The organism is Streptococcus sp. HMSC057G03 (assembly GCF_001808745.1).
Classification (GTDB): Bacteria; Bacillota; Bacilli; order Lactobacillales; family Streptococcaceae; genus Streptococcus; species Streptococcus parasanguinis_Z.
This window is the reverse complement of the sequence record NZ_KV794423.1, coordinates 245,056-262,737: the sequence shown is the minus strand read 5'-3', so window position 1 is coordinate 262,737 and position 17,682 is coordinate 245,056. Positions and strand designations below refer to the sequence as shown.

Here is a 17,682-nt window from a genome sequence, read left to right as displayed (position 1 = left end):
GCTTCTTTTCTTATTTTTTCAACCCTTCTTCGAAACTCTTGGAAGGGGCCTCGACTTGGATGGTTTCAAGGGTTAATGGATTGGTGAAGGTCAAGCGGTGAGCATGGAGCATGAGTCGCTCTCCGCGTGCAGGGTTATAGAGAGGATCCCCGACAATCGGGTGGCCATGATGGGAGAGATGAACCCGGATCTGATGGGTACGCCCCGTTTTGAGCTGGCATTTGACCAGGCTGTTTCGTCCGATTTTTTTCAGTTGCGTCACCTGAGTTTCTGCATACTGTCCCTTGCGTGGATCGACCAGGCGCTTGCGCCGATCGTGGCGATCGCGTCCGATTTTATCCTTGTAGACGATAGTTTTTTGTGCTAAGCTGCCTTGGATAAAGGCCCAGTACTCGCGTTGGATGTTTTTATCTTCTAAAATGCGGTTGAGAATGGGCAGGATAAAAGGATTTTTGGCAAATAAAATCGCTCCGCTGGTTTCCTTGTCTAAGCGGTGCACGACGTAGCAGGTAGATCCAACATAGCTGGAAACATGGTTGAGAAGAGCAATTTCTGTCGGCTCATTGGCATGGGTTTTCATGCCTTCAAGCTTATTGACGATGATGACATGCTCATCCTGATAGAGTTCTTCGACCAGACTCGGGTCTCCGGCTGGGAGCTCTTTTTCAGGGTAATCGTCTGCGTCAAAGATCAGCTGGATCTGGTCTCCTTTTTGAACGGGGCTCTGCCAGTTGATGGTCTCGCCATTGACCAAGACGTGTTTCTTGGTTCGTAAAAAATGCCGGATCTTACGGGGAATGAGGAAGTAGTCCTCAAGCAACTCTTTCACAGTCATCTGGGGAAAGGATTGTGGAATGGTAAATTGATAGTTCATGACCCTATTGTAGCAAAATCTAAGCTTAAAGAAAACTAAATGGGAGAAGGGGATGAGCTATCTTTTCTTGCTAGGACAAGGATAAGGTGTTACAATAACAGGTATGAATAGAATAAAAGAATTATTTGAAAACCTGATCACTTTTTTTAGAAAGGATCATCCGCCCAAAGCGGTGGCAGAAGAAGTGCCAGACACGGAACTACCGGAAGAGACAGTGGAGCCAACCTATAGTCGCTCAGGCAAGCACAGAAGCAAGCCTCTCTCTCAGCATCCCTTCCGTCGTTTTTGGCGCCGCTTCCATTTGACCAAGATCCTCCTAATCATTGGGCTAGGCTTTAGCCTCTTGACAGGGGGCTATCTCTTCTATCTTGCTAAGACGACCAACGTCAAGGATTTGCAGAATGCACTCAAGGCGACCACTATTATCTATGATAAGAATGGGGACCAGGCTGGAAGTTTGACCGGGCAAAAAGGAACCTACGTCGAACTCGATGCTATTAGTGAGAATCTGCAAAATGCCGTGGTCGCAACAGAGGACCGGAGCTTTTACAAGAATAGCGGGATCAACTATGGTCGCTTCTTTTTAGCGATTTTGACCCTGGGTCGCTCAGGTGGTGGGTCGACCATCACCCAGCAGCTAGCCAAGAATGCTTACCTGTCTCAGGACCAGACGGTGGAGCGTAAGGCCAAGGAATTCTTCCTGGCGCTTGAAATCAATAAGAAATACAGTAAAAAAGAAATCCTCACCATGTACCTCAACAATGCCTATTTTGGAAATGGGGTTTGGGGAATTGAGGATGCTTCCAAGAAGTATTTTGGGGTTTCAGCCAGTCAATTAAGCCTAGATCAGTCAGCGGTTCTCGCAGGCATGCTCAAGGGACCGGAGATCTATAACCCGCTCTATTCAGTAGAGAATGCGACCAACCGCCGCAATACAGTCCTTCAAAATATGGTAGCGGCCGGCTATATTGACCAGGCAACAGCCGATCAATCTGCTGCTGTTGATATCCATGGCCAGCTAGTCGATGCCTATGAAGGCAAGTCAGAGGACTACCGCTACCCATCCTATTTTGATGCGGTCATCAATGAAGCGGTCAACGAATACGGTCTCACCGAAGAAGACATTGTCAAAAATGGCTACCGGATCTACACCGAGCTGGATCAAAATTACCAAGCAAGCATGCAGGTAATCTATGACAATACAGCCCTCTTCCCGGTAGCGGAAGACGGCACGCGCGCAGAGTCTGGTAGTGTGGCCCTCGATCCTAAGACCGGAGGGGTTCGGGCTCTCGTAGGACGCGTCGGAAGCGATCAAAATCCAGGTTTCCGTACTTACAACTATGCCACCCAGGCTGCCCGTAGTCCGGGATCAACCATCAAACCTTTGGTGGTCTATAGCCCAGCTGTTGCAGAAGGTTGGTCGACCAATAAGGAACTGGATAATAGTACCACCCAATACGGAAGTTATGAAGTCAATAACTATGCAGGAATTCAGTCGAGCCCAACGGTACCGATGTACCAGGCCTTGGCAGAATCCCTCAACCTTCCAGCAGTAGCGACCGCTAATGAATTGGGCCTCAATACGGTCTTTGAGTACGGAAAAAAATTCGGTCTCAACATGGATAAGGTGGACAAATCGCTTGCTGTTGCCTTGGGAGCTGGTGTGACAACCAATCCGATGCAGATGGCCCAAGCCTATGGAACCTTCGCCAATGGCGGGGTCATGAATGATGCTCACCTCATTACCAAGATCGAAAATGCCAGTGGCCAAGTGGTCAAGAGCCACAGTCAGAAATCAACCCGGGTGCTTAGTGGATCCACAACGGATAAGATGACCAATATGATGCTGGGAACCTTTAGTAATGGTACGGGGGTTAACGCTGCGCCTTATGGCTATACTATGGCAGGGAAAACAGGTACGACAGAGACCAGCTTTAACAAGGACCTCTCTGGAGATCAATGGGTGATCGGCTACACGCCAGATGTGGTCATCAGTCAATGGCTTGGTTTCCCAACGACCGATGAAGGTCATTACCTGACCGATAGTAGTGCCGGAACGGCGTCAGAGATCTTCCGCAATGTTGCCAACAGTGTCCTGCCTTATACAGACGGTACCCAGTTTGATTCGGTGAAGAACTCTTATGCTGAAAATGGCATTGCGCCAGTCGGAGAAGAAACGACAGAAACAGACAGCAAAGAAGACAAAGGTTTCTTTGAGGATGTCAAAGAAAAGGCGTCGAATATGGTCGATGATGCGAAAAAAGCAATCGACGAGGCCGATATTCCAGGAAAAGCGAAAAACGCCTGGGATACCTTTAAAGGTTGGCTTGGTTTCTAATCAAAAAAACGATTCAGAAATTCTTCTGAATCGTTTTTAATTAGAGTTCACTATCTGACAAGCTAAAGGTATCGCCGTGTTGGAGATCCCCGTACTGGTAGCCTCGTTTGAACCAGCGCATGCGTTGCTCGGAGGTTCCGTGGGTAAAGCTATCTGGCACCGAGTAGCCGTAGGCTTGCTCCTGGAGTGTGTCGTCACCGACCGCATGAGCTGCATTCATGGCTTCTTCGATATCGCCGATATCCAAAAGGTTTCGGTCTTGAATGGAGCGGGCCCAGACACCGGCTAGGTAATCGGCTTGTAGCTCGATGCGGACACTGATAGCATTTCGTTCCTTTTCAGAAAGACCTTGTTGCATCCGATGGTATTTGCCAAGGATTCCCAGCTCGTTTTGTACGTGGTGGCCGACTTCGTGAGCGATCACGTAGGCCATGGCGAAGTCACCGCTAGCCTTGTATTTGGTTGTTAATTCCTTGTAGAAGCTCATATCCAAATAAATCTTTTTGTCGGTTGGACAGTAGAAAGGACCAGCCGATGCTTGCCCAACCCCACAGCCTGTCTGTGTCCGTCCGGTATAGAAGACTAGTTTGGGCTCATGGTAAGTACGTCCTTCAGCTTGAAAGACCTTGTGCCAATGATCTTCTGTTGTTCCAAGGACCTTGCTGACGAACTCGGCATCTGCATCGTCGACATGGGTCTTGTTGGTGCGCGTGACTTGGGTGGATTGGTAAGGTTGAGAAGAAGTCCCATTTCCAAAGAGACCCCCAAGGCTAGCGCCACCACCTCCTAGAAGAACCAGAAGAAGGATGAGGACGATCTTACTTTTGAAGCTCCCCGGCGATAGTAAGATCTGTAAAATGCCTCCGCCAAGATTACTATTGCCTGAAGACTGGGAGTAGCTTTGCCCTCGGCGGTCTTCGATATTTCTACTTTCTTTTAGATGATCACTTTTCATATTCGTCTCCTTTTGTTTTATTTTACCAAAAATGAGGAGAAAACCAGAGTGATAACGCTTTAGATTTGCTTTTTTCTTGACAGGAGATTTTCTGTTCTTGTCAAAACGTGGAAAACTTGCTATAATGGGGTGAACGGAGGCGTTATGGCATTAAAAAAAGCAAGTCTAGCGTGTACGGTTTGTGGGTCACGCAATTACTCCATTAAGTTGAGTGGGACGCCAAAACCAACACGTCTAGAAGTCAATAAATTCTGCAAACATTGCAGTAAGTATACCATCCATAAAGAAACACGATAGGAGAGAGTTGTGAAATTCATTAAAGATATTTTCGTCTTACTAAAAGATACAACTTGGCCAAATCGCAAGGAAAGATGGAAAAACTTTATCTCAGTGATTGAGTACACCGCTTTCTTTGTTGCATTGATTTATTTGTTCGACAAAGTCATTGCACGTGGCCTATTGCACATGATCAATTTCTTTTAAGAAAAGAAGCCAGGTGGGACCCTCTGGGTCCCATTTTTTATTGCCTTTTCTTAAAAATAAATCAGCAAACCTCTTTGCATTCCTGCAAAATGTGGTATAATGAAGCTAGGAAAAGGAAAGCCAAGAGGCTTTTTTTAGTATGTTCACAAAAGCTCGAGCAGGCTAAACAGAAAGAAAGGATGCCCAAATGGACAGTTTTGATAAAGGCTGGTTTGTACTACAAACCTACTCAGGATATGAAAACAAGGTAAAAGAGAATCTTTTGCAACGTGCGCAAACTTACAATATGTTAGAAAACATCTTGCGCGTAGAGATTCCAACTCAAACCGTACAAGTTGAGAAAAACGGTAAAACCAAAGAAATCGAAGAAAACCGCTTCCCAGGTTATGTCTTGGTTGAAATGGTCATGACAGATGAAGCTTGGTTTGTCGTTCGGAATACACCGAACGTTACTGGTTTCGTCGGATCACACGGGAACCGTTCAAAACCAACTCCATTGTTGGAAGAAGAAATCCGCAGCATCTTGCTCTCTATGGGTCAAACCGTTCAAGAGTTTGATTTGGATGTCAAGGTGGGCGATACGGTTCGTATCATCGACGGTGCCTTCACAGACTATACTGGTAAGATCACTGAAATTGATAACAACAAGGTGAAAATGGTCATTTCTATGTTCGGTAACGATACGGTTGCAGAAGTGAATTTGAACCAAATTGCTGAATTGTAAGAAAAAAAGAACCCTCCAAGAAAAACTTGGAGGGTTCTTTGTATGGATCGTTATTGATTTTTATCCAGGCCAGTGATCTTTTTTAACTGCTTGGTTTCTGCAGCAGACGTGACATTGAAGATCTTATTTCCTTGTGTAGAAAAGCTAGATTCATCTCCGTTGCTATCTTTATAGACATAGCTGGTCCCATTTTCTGAACGCATAATGGTATAGGGTTTTCCGAGACGTTCGAGGGCCGTTTTTGGTGTATCGGATTTGGAAATGCTGCTAGTAGACTGGTGGTTGGCATCGCCCCCTCTTAGTCGGAAGGTGATATCTGTTAACACATTATTGCGGAAGAAAGCCATGATATCGCCATTGTCTGTTGCCCAAACATTGACTCCATCACCAGGATTCGCACTGTCTGTACTACTTACGGGTTGACCAAAGGCTGCAACTACGTCATCGTAACTGCTTCTTTCTTTTGGCCCACCAACCTCTTGTCCATCTTCGGTTCTCAATACAAAACCGGTGGTAGGGTGGAGGTTCTTGAGCTTTTCGATCTCAGGAATGGATGCAGCTCCTGGCACATATTGGAGAGATGCGCCATCATCTGGATCCAAGCTGAAGCGACCTGAAAAATCATCTGAGCTACTGCTGTATGAAGAAGTGCTTGACGATTTACTAGATGATGTTTTGGTAGAAGATTGTTTGATCGGTTTTCTAGAGCTAGAAGCTGTTTTTGCTTGTTGCGCAGAATTGGCAGGTGAGCAAGCGGCTAGTGTCACTAGTGAAAGAAGACCGATCGTAAAGAAATGAATGTTTTTCATAAATACCCTTTCTAATGTGCTTCGCCGATCAGGCGAGGTTTTATTATATCAATAATCAAGGAATGGAGCAAATGGCAACAAAAAAACCCCCTATTGCTAGGGGAATTTTTAAAAGATAAAAGATGATAAAAAATTTTATTATCAAGGCGGTAGACGGATTTGAACCGACGATCAAGCTTTTGCAGAGCCGTGCCTTACCACTTGGCTATACCGCCATAACATATAATATTGTAACCTAAAAATAAAGATAGGTCAAGAAAAACTTTTTGCTTCAAATCATTGCAGATGGGGAATGCTGAAAAAATCTCTCAAATAGCTTGCGAATTCTAGTGATTTCTGCTATACTTATAGAGTTGTCTAAGACAGCAAATACTCATCTCGGATCCATTGTGGCACCGTTGCCCTTGTGGTTGTGCTGCAAGTTGACGTCTGAGAGAGGAGAAAAAAACAAAAAAGGAGAAACTACTCATGGCAGTAATTTCAATGAAACAACTTCTTGAGGCTGGTGTACACTTCGGTCACCAAACTCGTCGCTGGAACCCTAAGATGGCTAAGTACATCTTCACAGAACGTAACGGAATCCACGTGATCGACTTGCAACAAACTGTAAAATACGCAGACCAAGCATACGACTTCATGCGTGATGCAGCTGCAAACGATGCAGTGATCTTGTTCGTAGGTACTAAGAAACAAGCTGCTGATGCTGTTGCAGAAGAAGCTGTTCGTGCAGGTCAATACTTTATCAACCACCGTTGGTTGGGTGGAACTCTTACTAACTGGGGAACAATCCAAAAACGTATCGCTCGTTTGAAAGAAATCAAACGCATGGAAGAAGATGGAACTTTTGAAGTTCTTCCTAAGAAAGAAGTTGCATTGTTGAACAAACAACGCGCTCGTCTTGAAAAATTCTTGGGCGGTATCGAAGACATGCCTCGTATCCCAGACGTAATGTACGTTGTGGATCCACATAAAGAACAAATCGCTGTTAAAGAAGCTAAGAAATTGGGTATCCCAGTTGTAGCGATGGTCGACACAAACACTGACCCAGATGATATCGATGTTATCATCCCAGCGAACGATGACGCTATCCGTGCTGTTAAATTGATCACTGCGAAAATGGCTGACGCTGTTATCGAAGGACGTCAAGGTGAAGACAGTGTTGCTACAGTAGAAGCTGAATTGGCAGCTACTGAAGGTCAAGCTGATTCAATCGAAGAAATCGTTGAAGTTGTAGAAGGCGACAACGCTTAATTTCATTCAATAAGTAACGAACCTAAGAGGGCAGGGCTCAGCCCGACCCTCTTATTTTATTAAAAAATATAGGAGAACAAAAATGGCAGAAATTACAGCTAAGCTTGTAAAAGAATTGCGTGAAAAATCTGGTGCCGGTGTCATGGACGCTAAAAAGGCATTGGTTGAAGTTGAAGGTGATATCGAAAAAGCGATCGAATTGCTTCGCGAAAAAGGTATGGCTAAAGCAGCTAAGAAAGCTGACCGTGTTGCCGCTGAAGGTTTGACTGGTGTTTATGTCAATGGTAACGTTGCAGCAGTAGTTGAAGTAAATGCTGAAACTGACTTCGTTGCGAAAAACGCTCAATTCGTTGAATTGGTAAACGCAACAGCGAAAGTGATCGCTGAAGGTAAACCAGCTAACAACGAAGAAGCTCTTGCTTTGACAATGCCTTCAGGTGAAACTCTTGAAGCTGCATATGTATCTGCAACAGCTACAATCGGTGAAAAGATTTCATTCCGTCGTTTTGCTTTGCTTGAAAAAACAGATGCACAACACTTCGGTGCTTACCAACACAACGGTGGACGTATCGGTGTTATCTCTGTGATCGAAGGTGGAGACGAAGTACTTGCTAAACAAATCTCAATGCACATCGCTGCAATGAAACCAACTGTTCTTTCATACAAAGAATTGGATGAACAATTCGTGAAAGATGAATTGGCACAATTGAACCACGTCATCGACCAAGATAACGAAAGCCGTGCAATGGTTGGTAAACCAGCTCTTCCACACTTGAAATTCGGTTCAAAAGCACAATTGACTGACGAAGTGGTTGCTCAAGCTGAAGAAGATATCAAAGCTGAATTGGCAGCTGAAGGTAAACCAGAAAAAATCTGGGATAAAATCATCCCAGGTAAAATGGATCGCTTCTTCTTGGACAACACAAAAGTTGACCAAGCCTACACTCTTCTTGCACAAGTCTACATCATGGATGACAGCAAGACAGTTGAAGCTTACCTTGAATCAGTAAATGCTTCAGTTATCGAATTCGTTCGTTTTGAAGTTGGTGAAGGTATTGAAAAAGCTTCAAATGACTTTGAAGCAGAAGTTGCAGCTACAATGGCAGCAGCTCTTAACAACTAAGAATAAAAAAATAAGAGGTTTCGAAGGGAACCTCTTTTTTGTGTGGAAAAACTGAAGCCGTTGCTTCAGCCTTTTGCTTAATGTGCGAAGGTATCGATTCCTAGAAGCAGGGACAGGGTCCCCATGATGAGGCCGGCTAGGATCACTCCGAGCATGACTGCGAGGCTACTGCGTTTGAAGTCCCAGTCAAGGATGGAGGCCGCAAGAGCTCCGGTCCAGGCACCAGTTCCCGGAAGAGGGATTCCCACAAAGAGCAATAAGGCCCAGAAGATTCCCTTGTCTCCTGCAGCTTTTTCTAATTTCTGTCCGCCTCTATGGCCCTTATTGAGACACCAGCTAAAAAAGCCTCCGATGATCGTTTTTTTTGCCCCCCAAGTGAGGATATGGCGGGCGAAGAAGAAGATCAGAGGGACAGGGAGAAGATTTCCGATCACTCCGATCAGGAGCGCTGTCCATAAGGGAATACCATTTGCAATGGCAAAAGGGATGGCCCCGCGCAATTCAACAAGGGGAACCATGGAGATCAGGAAGGTAAAGATATATTTCATTAGTCAAGCCTTTCGATTAGTCTTCTTCATTCTATCGTATCTTCCTTCAATTGACAACTATTCCAGCTTTGGAATGAACTTTTTAAATCTTTTATCTTGACTTTCTGAATGAGGAAGCATATAATAGAGACATAGTTAATTAGAATCATTATAAAAAAGGAGAAACGATATGACAACTATGAAACATGAAGCAGCTACTGATGTAGCAACTTTTGCACCTTCTAATAAAGAAACTCTTCCAGAAACAAAAGCCCTCTTGAACCAAGTCGTAGCAGATCTCTACGTCGCTCACATTGCCCTTCACCAAGTACACTGGTATATGCGTGGACGTGGCTTTATGGTTTGGCATCCAAAGATGGACGAATACATGGACAGCTTGGATGCAACCTTGGATGAAGTGAGCGAACGCTTGATCACTCTTGGTGGCGCGCCATATTCTAGCATGACTGAATTTTTGGAACACAGCAATATTGAAGAACGCCGTGGAACATTTACGAAAAATGTAGAAGAAAGCTTGACACGTGTTCTTGAAATCTTTCATTACCTTGACGGCCTTTACCAAAAAGCTTTGGATGTTACCGACGCTGAAGGCGACGATGTAACCAACGATATCTTTGTTGGGGCTAAAGCAGAACTTGAAAAGAACATTTGGATGGTGGCAGCTGAACTTGGTCAAGAACCAGGATTATAAGATCATAAAAAAAATAGAAGCCATTGGCTTCTATTTTTTTGGTGTTTTTTCTAGTGGGAAAAATTAGTAGAAATTTATTTAGGAAGGATAAATCCATTCGATGTGAGGTGCGCGTTCTTTAATTTGCTTTTGTATTGTATTAAAATCGGCTCCTTCTGCATTTGAAAAATTCACCTTGTCGAGTAGTTTGTCCTTCTTATCATAAAAATAAAGAAAGCGATCTGTATAAGTAACATCGTTAGCGGAGCTAGTTTTTATTTTGTATTCTATTTTATGGATGTCGCTATATTTCATCTGTAACTGGTTTCGATATGCATTTCCAATAGTATAGATAGCATCATCAGTGATAGTGAGGAGGGGAGGCTCAATTGCTGTCATCCCATTGTAGCAGGCGATAAGTAAGAAGGAAGCGATAGAAAATCCGGTGAATACAAGAAAAAGAAAAAGAAAATCATCATTATTTCTTGAACTTGAAAGCTGAGAGGCTTCGGTATTCCTTGCGGACGTGATTTGATTCTGGGTTGAAGAGTAGTGAAGTTCTTGCCTTGAACTAGAGAAGGTCCCTTGGGGAGTTGATTTTACTTGAGAACCTGATTGGATTGCTTGAAATAGAAAAATTAAAATCATCACGATTATAGGAACGATAGAATAGGAATAAGAAATTTTTTCTTTTTTATATTCTATTTTTTCACTCATAGGTAAACCTCATTTTTTTATATTAGTTGAATCATTTTATCATATTTTTATTACGGGTAGGTAACAAAAAAAGCTTGTTTGTACTAATTAAAGGAATTCTTAATCTAACTATAGTTGGAGCGAAATCGAGGCCTATCGCTCCTATTTTTTTGGTATAGTTAATATGTGATTTTCTGTAAGCATTCGCAGGCATAAGAAAGCGCTTACAAATTGAATAGTTAATCCTAAGAGGAGGTTTTTATGGGAAAGTCTTTTTTTGAAAAGCGTCCTGTTTTTAGTATTCGTAAGCTCTCAGTTGGAGCTTGTTCTGTTGTGATTGGGATTTCTGCCTTGGGACTTTCAAGGGTCCATGCGGAAGAAAAGCCAGCCCTCGAAAGTGAACCGACTTCGATGGAGACACCAAGTGTTGTGACGGAAAACTCAGAAGCGGAAGTTCCTGGAGCTGGTGCAAGAGTTTCAGAAGCTCCAGCTGTCATCACCCCTACCAGAGCTGAGGAAAAGCCAGCCCCTCAAGGAGAGGGCCAGCCTGTTTCTACTTCATCTGAGCGTGCTACAGGAACGGAAGAAACTGCTGCTCCAGATCAAAATCGTGTAGCGGAGGATATTGTGCAAGATCGAGAACGTGATTTTAATAAAGATTGGTATTTTAAATTAAATGCAGCTCCTGGTGCAGAAGGGCGTCAAGTGGATGTCAAGGATTGGAAAAAATTAGATCTTCCTCATGACTGGTCTATTTTCTTTGATTTCGATCACAACTCTCCTGCTCAAAATGAAGGCGGTCAATTAAACGGTGGGGATGCTTGGTACCGTAAGACCTTCCGGTTGGACGACAAGGATCTAGATAAGAAGGTCCGCTTGGAATTTGGCGGGGTTTATATGGATTCCAAAGTCTATGTAAACGGACAATTCGTCGGTCATTATCCAAATGGCTACAATGCCTTTTCTTATGATATTACTCCTTATTTGAATGCGGATGGAAGCGAGAATACCATCGCCGTTCATGTGGTCAATCAACAACCAAGTAGCCGTTGGTATTCTGGTAGCGGAATTTACCGGGATGTTAAGCTGAGTGTAACGGACAAGGTTCATTTAGCGCAGTATGGGACTACGATTACGACCCCTCAATTAGAAAAACAGCAAAATGGGGCAGTAGATACAGTGGTGAAGAGCCGCATTGTCAACCAAGATGATCAAGCTCATAGTATTTATGCGGAATATGAAATTGTCGATCAAAATGGCCAAGTGGTGAGCGAAAAAACGCGCAGTGAAGCACAAGCTGTTCTAGCAGGTCAAGCGATCAACCTTTCTCAAACCTTGCATGTTGAAAAACCAACCCTCTGGGATGTGAAAACGGATCATCCAGCTCTCTATACCTTGTATACGCGGGTTTATCGGGATTCGCAGTTGGTCGATGTGCAAAAGGAACGCTTTGGTTATCGCTATCTCAACTGGACGCCAGAAGGTGGCTTCTTCCTCAATGGGGTGGCGACGAAATTCCACGGAGTATCCCTTCACCATGACCACGGGGCTCTTGGAGCTGAGGAAAATTACAAGGCTGAATACCGTCGTCTCAAACAGATGAAAGACATGGGGGTCAATGCGATTCGGACGACCCACAACCCAGCCAGTGAACAAACCTTAAAAATTGCTGCTGAGTTGGGCTTGATGGTCCAAGAAGAAGCCTTTGATACCTGGTATGGTGGTAAGAAACAATACGATTATGGTCGTTTCTTTGAAAAAGATGCCACTCACCCAGAAGCTCGTAAGGGGGATACTTGGTCCGATTACGATCTACGAACCATGGTAGAGCGGGGCAAGAACAATCCAGCCATTGTCATGTGGTCAATCGGTAACGAAGTCGGTGAAGCAGATGGTTCAGACAAATCTGTCGCAACTGTTCGTCGCTTGGTCAAGACCATCAAGGACGTGGATGCAACCCGCTATGTCACCATGGGAGCTGATAAATTCCGCTTTGGTGATGGATCAGGAGGCCATGAAAAGGTAGCAGCAGAGCTTGATGCGGTTGGATTTAACTATTCAGAAGCCAACTATGAAAGCTTACGGGCGAAACATCCAAACTGGCTCATTTATGGTTCTGAAACCTCTTCTGCAACGCGGACACGGGGCTCATACTATCACCCTGAAAGAGAATGGGTCGGTAGTAACCAAGAAGACCGCCATTATGAACAATCAGACTACGGCAATGACCGGGTTGGTTGGGGTCGGACTGCAACCGCCTCTTGGACCTTTGACCGCGATCATGCCGGCTATGCAGGGCAATTTATTTGGACTGGTACGGACTATATCGGTGAGCCAACCCCATGGCACAACCAAAATGATACACCTGTGAAAAGTTCTTATTTCGGTATTGTCGATACTGCCGGCCTTCCAAAGAATGATTTTTACCTTTACCAAAGTCAATGGGTATCGGCTGAGAAACATCCGATGGTCCATCTCTTGCCGCATTGGAACTGGGACAATCCAGAATTAGCCAATCGTGTCATGGATGAAGAAGGACGGATTCCTGTTCGGACCTTCTCCAATGCCCACAGTGTGGAATTGATTGTCAATGGGGAATCACAAGGAGTGAAGACCTTTACCAAGAAGACCACAGCTGATGGCCGGACCTATCAAGAAGGGGCAAATCCGGATGAACTTTATCTAGAGTGGTTGGTCCCATATGTACCAGGTAAGGTGGAAGCTATTGCGCGCAACGAAGCGGGAGAAGTGATTGCGAAAGATCAAGTCGAAACAGCCGGCAAGGCTGCGGGTGTTCGTTTGTTGAAAGAAGAACACGCGATCGCAGCGGACGGTAAGGATTTGACCTATATTACCTATGAAATCGTCGATGAAGAAGGTCGTGTCGTACCAACTGCCAATAATTTGGTGCATTTCCATTTGCATGGACAAGGCCAAATTGTCGGTGTCGATAATGGGGAGCAAGCCAGCCGTGAACGCTACAAAGCGCAGGAAGATGGCTCATGGCAACGCAAAGCCTTCAACGGCAAAGGGGTTGTGATTGTCAAATCAACTGAGCAGGCAGGTGCCTTTACTCTGTATGCAGACTCAGATCGCTTGCAATCAGACCAAGTCAGCCTCTTTACAGGTAAGAAGGACCAAGCAGAACGCACTGTATTAGGTGTGGAACCTGTTCGACAAAGTGCTTATCTAGGAGAAGAGCCAACCTTGCCAAGTAAGGTCAATGTGGTCTATAGCGATGGCAAGGCCCAAGAAGAAGCCGTTGAATGGGATGCAGCAGACTATAGTCGTGCTGGCCAAGTCCGTGTGACAGGTCATGTTCAAGGACGCACGGTCGAAGCTCTGGTCGATGTGATCGGCGTGGAACAAGTACTTCCAGTCATCAAACAAATCCCACAGGGAGCAGATCTAGCAACAGTGGATAAGGCTGTGCAATTAGTCTTCACTGATGGGACCACTGCCCACTATGAGGTCGATCAATGGACCTTGGAAGCTGGTCAAGAAGATCAATTGTCTACACCGGGAGCACGCTTGAAGGCGACAGGACTCCTAGGCAATGGGGAAACGGTCCAAGCGACACTAGTGGTTGCAGGAGGAGATGTAGCCAAGGCTAAGAAACCAATGGTTCAGATAGATGGGGTAGCCCTTCCAAAATTTGGTAGTGGCAACCATACCATTTTCCGTTCCCTCGCTTATGGTCAAGAGCCAGGTCAAGTCACAGCTAGTGCAGAAAATGCTCAAGTGACGGTCCTACAAGCTAATCGCGAAAATGGTTTGAAAGCCCAAATCTTTGTGACTGCTAAGGATACGGGAGCTGTACAGACCTATGTGGTCCAATTCCAAGAAGAAAGTCCACAGATCGAGCGCTTGGAATTGCGTCTGCCAGAAGGACAGGAACTCAAGGAAGACCAAACGGTACCACTTGAAGTCATTGCCCATTACCAAGATGGCAGCCAGGCAAGTCTCAAAGCAGATCAAATCGATGTGAAGACAAGAGCTGGTAGCCAAGGAAAAGCCGTCGCAACCAATAAAGGTTTAGAATTGCGGGAAGCAGGATTGGTTCATTTAGAAGCTAACTTCCAAGGACAAACGGGAGAAGTCAGCTTTACCATCACGCCAAATCCAGAAGAAAAGACGGTTGTGAAGGTACGTCCTGTACGGATTAGTACGGATCGAAACGTTTTGCCAGCTCTTCCAGAGACCGTCTTGGTCGAGTATGACAAGGGATTCCCTAAAGAAAAACGCGTGACCTGGGATGCTGTGACCGCAGATCAAGTCAAGGATTACCATAGCTTTACAGTCACAGGTCATGTAGAGGGTGTGGAAAAAGAAGCCCAAGCTCAAGTGACGGTTGAAGGTATTATCGCTGTAGAAGAAGTCAGCACCACCACTCCAGTCGGCGAAAAACCAGCTCTTCCAGAAAGCGTGCGGACCTATCACTCTAATGGTAAGACCTATACTGCTAAGGTGGCCTGGGATGCGGTCGATCCGCAACTCTTGGCCAAAGAAGGAGAAGTTGTCCTAGCCGGTCGTGTAGAAGGAACGGATCTTCCAACACGTCTTCATATTCGTGTTTCTGCAAATACAGTTAAGGGTGCTAACGTTGCAGAGCAATGGACAGGATCTGTCTTGCCACTCGCTTTTGCAAGTGACTCTAACGATGCAGATCCAGTTGCTAAGGTCAATGATAAGGTCATCTCCTTTACCGATGCTCCAGCTAACCGTTGGACCAACTGGGGTCGTAACAATGCGGAAGATTCGGTTGGGATCTTGTTTGGGGATTCTGGTATCTTGACCAAGCGAGCAGTGGATAACCTCCATGTTGGTTTCCACGAAGACCACGGTGTTGGGGCTCCAAGTGAATATGTGATTGAGTACTATACAGGGGAACAAATCCCAACGGTTCCAAGCAATCCAAATCGTGTCAAAGACGAAACAGACCATCCATTTAACAATCCAGCCAACTGGAAAGAAGTTAGCAACCTAACCGTTGAAAAACCGGTAGCAGCTGGTAAGATGAATCATTTCAGTTTTGATAAAGTCGACACCTATGCTGTTCGTATCCGTATGAAGACGCCAGAAGGCAAGCGTGGAAGCTCTATTTCAGAGATTCAGATATTTGCCAATAAGGTTGCGGCAGAAGAGAAGAGCCAGTTGACCATTCGTGTTAATGGCGATGTCTTGCCAGGTGTCAACCCAAGTGTGACCGATTACTACATCGATGCGCGTGATCGGGCTTATCCACAAGTGGAAGCGACAGCCAGCCATCACGGTCTTGCAACGGTTGTGCCAAGTGTCCATGAAGGGGAGCCAATCCGTGTCATCCATAAAGCGGAAGATGGTACCATCTTACAAGAATATCGCCTCCATCTCACAAGTGATGCAGAAAAACTGAAACAAGCTGCCCCAGTAGCAGTGGAAGCAGGTAGCCGCTTTGTGAAAGTCGGTCAAGATCTGGTTCTACCATCTACCGTAGGTGTCTACTTCAAAGGGGATACAGGCTATGAACGCAAGGAGCTTACGGTGGATTGGCAGGCTGTCCCAGCTGATGCGCTTTCTCATGAAGGAAGCTTCACGCTGGAAGGAAAAGTCATTGGCTATGATCTGAGAGCTCAGCTGACCGTCCGGGTGTCAGAAAAGACAGGAGAAAACCTTTCTGTAAACCGTGATTACAATGCAGATGATACCAGGGCATTTGCCAGTGAAACCAATGATCTCGATCCAAATCAAATCGACTATATCGATTACATCAACGATGGTGGCTACAACGAGTATTACCGTTGGACCAACTGGAAGAGAGAACCGGATCAAACCGAAGCCTTTGCTGGTCTCATCTTCAAGAAAAATGGCCAGGTAACAGAGCGTTTGGTCAATAAAGTAGCGGTCGACTTCTTTGCGGATCAAGAAACAGGCTTGCCAACGAAAACCGTTCTTGAACGCTACATTGGTCCAGACTTTGAGGTTCCGGATGATTATGGCAATCTGAAGAATCTTCCAGATCATCCATTTAACCAAGCCTCTAACTGGGAAGAAATTCCTTATAGCTTGGATTATGACTTTGAAGCTGGCTATATCTCTAACCTCAGCTTCAATGAAACTAGAACCAAAGCCATCCGTTTAAGAATGGTTCGTGATGAAAATCTTAAAGGAATTGGAATCATTGAATTGAGCGCCTATGCTCCAACAGAAGCGGCCCAGGCAACAACTGACGTTACGATCCAAGTGAATGGCAAAGACCTAGAAGGTTTTAAACCAGATGTGACAGATTATCATCTAGAGTATGAGGGAGAACGTCCAATCGTTTCAGCACAAGGCAAGAATGGAACAGCCGTTACGGTCATCGATGCTAAAAGTGCCAATGCCCCTGTTCTTGTCAAGGTTGTCTCAGAAGATGGCAAGCTCGAAAAAGTATATCAACTTTCTCTCTCCGCAAAAGCACCTACAGGCTCAGCCATTCCTGAAGAAGGGGTTAAGAATCTGGTCCATACCAAACCAGAGTTGGTGATTGAGCCAGAAGAGATGGACTTTGAACGCCTAGAACGTCCAAATGCGGATCTTCCAAAAGGTGAGAAACGTGTGGTTCAAGAAGGTCAAAAAGGCCGTAAATTACGCTTGGTGGAAGTTTCTCAAGAAAATGGTGTGGAAAGCCGGAAGGAACTAGATGCCTTTGTAGAGCTAGATCCAGTGGCAGAAATCACAGAGGTAGGCACGAAAGAGGTACTTCCAGACACTCCACAACCAGAGCCACAGCCGCAACCACAGCCGCAACCGCAACCGCAGCCAGAGCCACAGCCAGAACCGCAACCAGAACCGCAACCAGAACCACAACCGCTTCCGAACCCAGAGCGCCCTCATGTTTCAGAAGGACCAGTAGCTACCCCAACTCCTCAAGCATCTCTTGAGGTCAAAGCAGTGCGTCAGGAAGGGATAGATGCAGTAGTGAAGGAAGTCGAGAAAGAAACTCAAACACCAGCAGTTTCAGCTGCTCCAGTTTCCGAAGGTAGATTACCAAATACAGGAACGGAAGAAAGCGTCGCAAGCCTCGTTGCTGGAATCTTAGCGGCAGGCCTTGCCAGTGCTGTGCTGGACGATCAGAAAAAAAGAGCCAATAAGGCCAAGTAAAAAGCTGGATAAGCCAGCAAAATACGGTGAAAAGTTCACAGGTAACAGAAAGAGGATGGGGAAACCCCACCCTCTTTACCTGGTGACAT

Annotated in this window: 13 protein-coding genes and 1 tRNA gene; 8 read left to right on the top strand and 6 right to left on the bottom strand. The window is 45.4% G+C overall.

Annotation, left to right across the window (positions count from 1 at the left end):
- Window positions 1–10: 10 nt before the first annotated feature.
- Complete coding sequence (locus HMPREF2686_RS05190) at window positions 11–874, bottom strand: RluA family pseudouridine synthase (RefSeq protein ID WP_049506880.1); 864 nt, start codon at window positions 872–874, stop codon at window positions 11–13.
- Between the two features lie 103 nt (window positions 875–977).
- On the opposite strand from HMPREF2686_RS05190, the gene pbp2a reads away from it, so the two are divergent.
- Window positions 978–3,212 carry a penicillin-binding protein PBP2A gene (pbp2a, locus tag HMPREF2686_RS05185; protein WP_049514444.1) on the top strand — a complete coding sequence of 745 codons (2,235 nt, stop codon included), beginning with the start codon at window positions 978–980 and terminating at the stop codon, window positions 3,210–3,212.
- Between the two features lie 40 nt (window positions 3,213–3,252).
- Here the strand turns inward: pbp2a and HMPREF2686_RS05180 are convergent, their stop codons facing one another.
- A complete protein-coding gene (locus HMPREF2686_RS05180; protein WP_049472712.1) occupies window positions 3,253–4,167 on the bottom strand; it encodes a KPN_02809 family neutral zinc metallopeptidase in 915 nt (304 codons plus the stop codon).
- A 144-nt stretch (window positions 4,168–4,311) separates the two neighbouring features.
- Between HMPREF2686_RS05180 and rpmG the strand changes: the two genes are divergently transcribed.
- The 3 genes from rpmG to nusG all read left to right on the top strand — a co-directional run bounded on the left by rpmG (window position 4,312) and on the right by nusG (window position 5,374).
- Complete coding sequence (rpmG, locus tag HMPREF2686_RS10180; RefSeq protein WP_003009043.1) at window positions 4,312–4,464, top strand: 50S ribosomal protein L33; 153 nt, start codon at window positions 4,312–4,314, stop codon at window positions 4,462–4,464.
- Window positions 4,465–4,473: 9 nt separating this feature from the next.
- Window positions 4,474–4,650 carry a preprotein translocase subunit SecE gene (gene secE / locus HMPREF2686_RS05175; RefSeq protein ID WP_003002261.1) on the top strand — a complete coding sequence of 59 codons (177 nt, stop codon included), beginning with the start codon at window positions 4,474–4,476 and terminating at the stop codon, window positions 4,648–4,650.
- Window positions 4,651–4,837: 187 nt separating this feature from the next.
- On the top strand, window positions 4,838–5,374 hold the full coding sequence (nusG, locus tag HMPREF2686_RS05170) for a transcription termination/antitermination protein NusG (RefSeq protein ID WP_003002077.1): 537 nt from the start codon (window positions 4,838–4,840) through the stop codon (window positions 5,372–5,374).
- 50 nt (window positions 5,375–5,424) lie between these two features.
- Here nusG and HMPREF2686_RS05165 read toward each other — a convergent pair whose 3' ends face one another.
- Both HMPREF2686_RS05165 and HMPREF2686_RS05160 read right to left on the bottom strand, forming a co-directional pair.
- On the bottom strand, window positions 5,425–6,183 hold the full coding sequence (locus tag HMPREF2686_RS05165; RefSeq protein ID WP_070449500.1) for a hypothetical protein: 759 nt from the start codon (window positions 6,181–6,183) through the stop codon (window positions 5,425–5,427).
- Between the two features lie 144 nt (window positions 6,184–6,327).
- Window positions 6,328–6,398 (bottom strand) — tRNA-Cys (locus tag HMPREF2686_RS05160).
- Window positions 6,399–6,651: 253 nt separating this feature from the next.
- On the opposite strand from HMPREF2686_RS05160, the gene rpsB reads away from it, so the two are divergent.
- Window positions 6,652–7,434 carry a 30S ribosomal protein S2 gene (gene rpsB, locus HMPREF2686_RS05155; RefSeq protein WP_003002189.1) on the top strand — a complete coding sequence of 261 codons (783 nt, stop codon included), beginning with the start codon at window positions 6,652–6,654 and terminating at the stop codon, window positions 7,432–7,434.
- An 82-nt stretch (window positions 7,435–7,516) separates the two neighbouring features.
- Window positions 7,517–8,557, top strand: coding sequence for a translation elongation factor Ts (gene tsf / locus HMPREF2686_RS05150; RefSeq protein WP_070449498.1), 1,041 nt, complete (start codon window positions 7,517–7,519; stop codon window positions 8,555–8,557).
- A gap of 77 nt (window positions 8,558–8,634) precedes the next feature.
- On the opposite strand, the gene HMPREF2686_RS05145 is transcribed toward tsf, so the two are convergent.
- On the bottom strand, window positions 8,635–9,105 hold the full coding sequence (locus tag HMPREF2686_RS05145) for a COG2426 family protein (protein WP_070449496.1): 471 nt from the start codon (window positions 9,103–9,105) through the stop codon (window positions 8,635–8,637).
- Window positions 9,106–9,274: 169 nt separating this feature from the next.
- On the opposite strand from HMPREF2686_RS05145, the gene HMPREF2686_RS05140 reads away from it, so the two are divergent.
- Window positions 9,275–9,796, top strand: coding sequence for a Dps family protein (locus HMPREF2686_RS05140; protein WP_003001978.1), 522 nt, complete (start codon window positions 9,275–9,277; stop codon window positions 9,794–9,796).
- A gap of 78 nt (window positions 9,797–9,874) precedes the next feature.
- On the opposite strand, the gene HMPREF2686_RS05135 is transcribed toward HMPREF2686_RS05140, so the two are convergent.
- Window positions 9,875–10,492, bottom strand: coding sequence for a hypothetical protein (locus HMPREF2686_RS05135; protein ID WP_049474192.1), 618 nt, complete (start codon window positions 10,490–10,492; stop codon window positions 9,875–9,877).
- 240 nt (window positions 10,493–10,732) lie between these two features.
- Here HMPREF2686_RS05135 and HMPREF2686_RS05130 point away from each other — a divergent pair, with 240 nt between their 5' ends.
- Entirely contained in the window at window positions 10,733–17,593 is a 6,861-nt protein-coding gene (locus tag HMPREF2686_RS05130; protein WP_070449494.1) for an Ig-like domain-containing protein, read from the top strand.
- The last annotated feature ends 89 nt before the right edge of the window (window positions 17,594–17,682 follow it).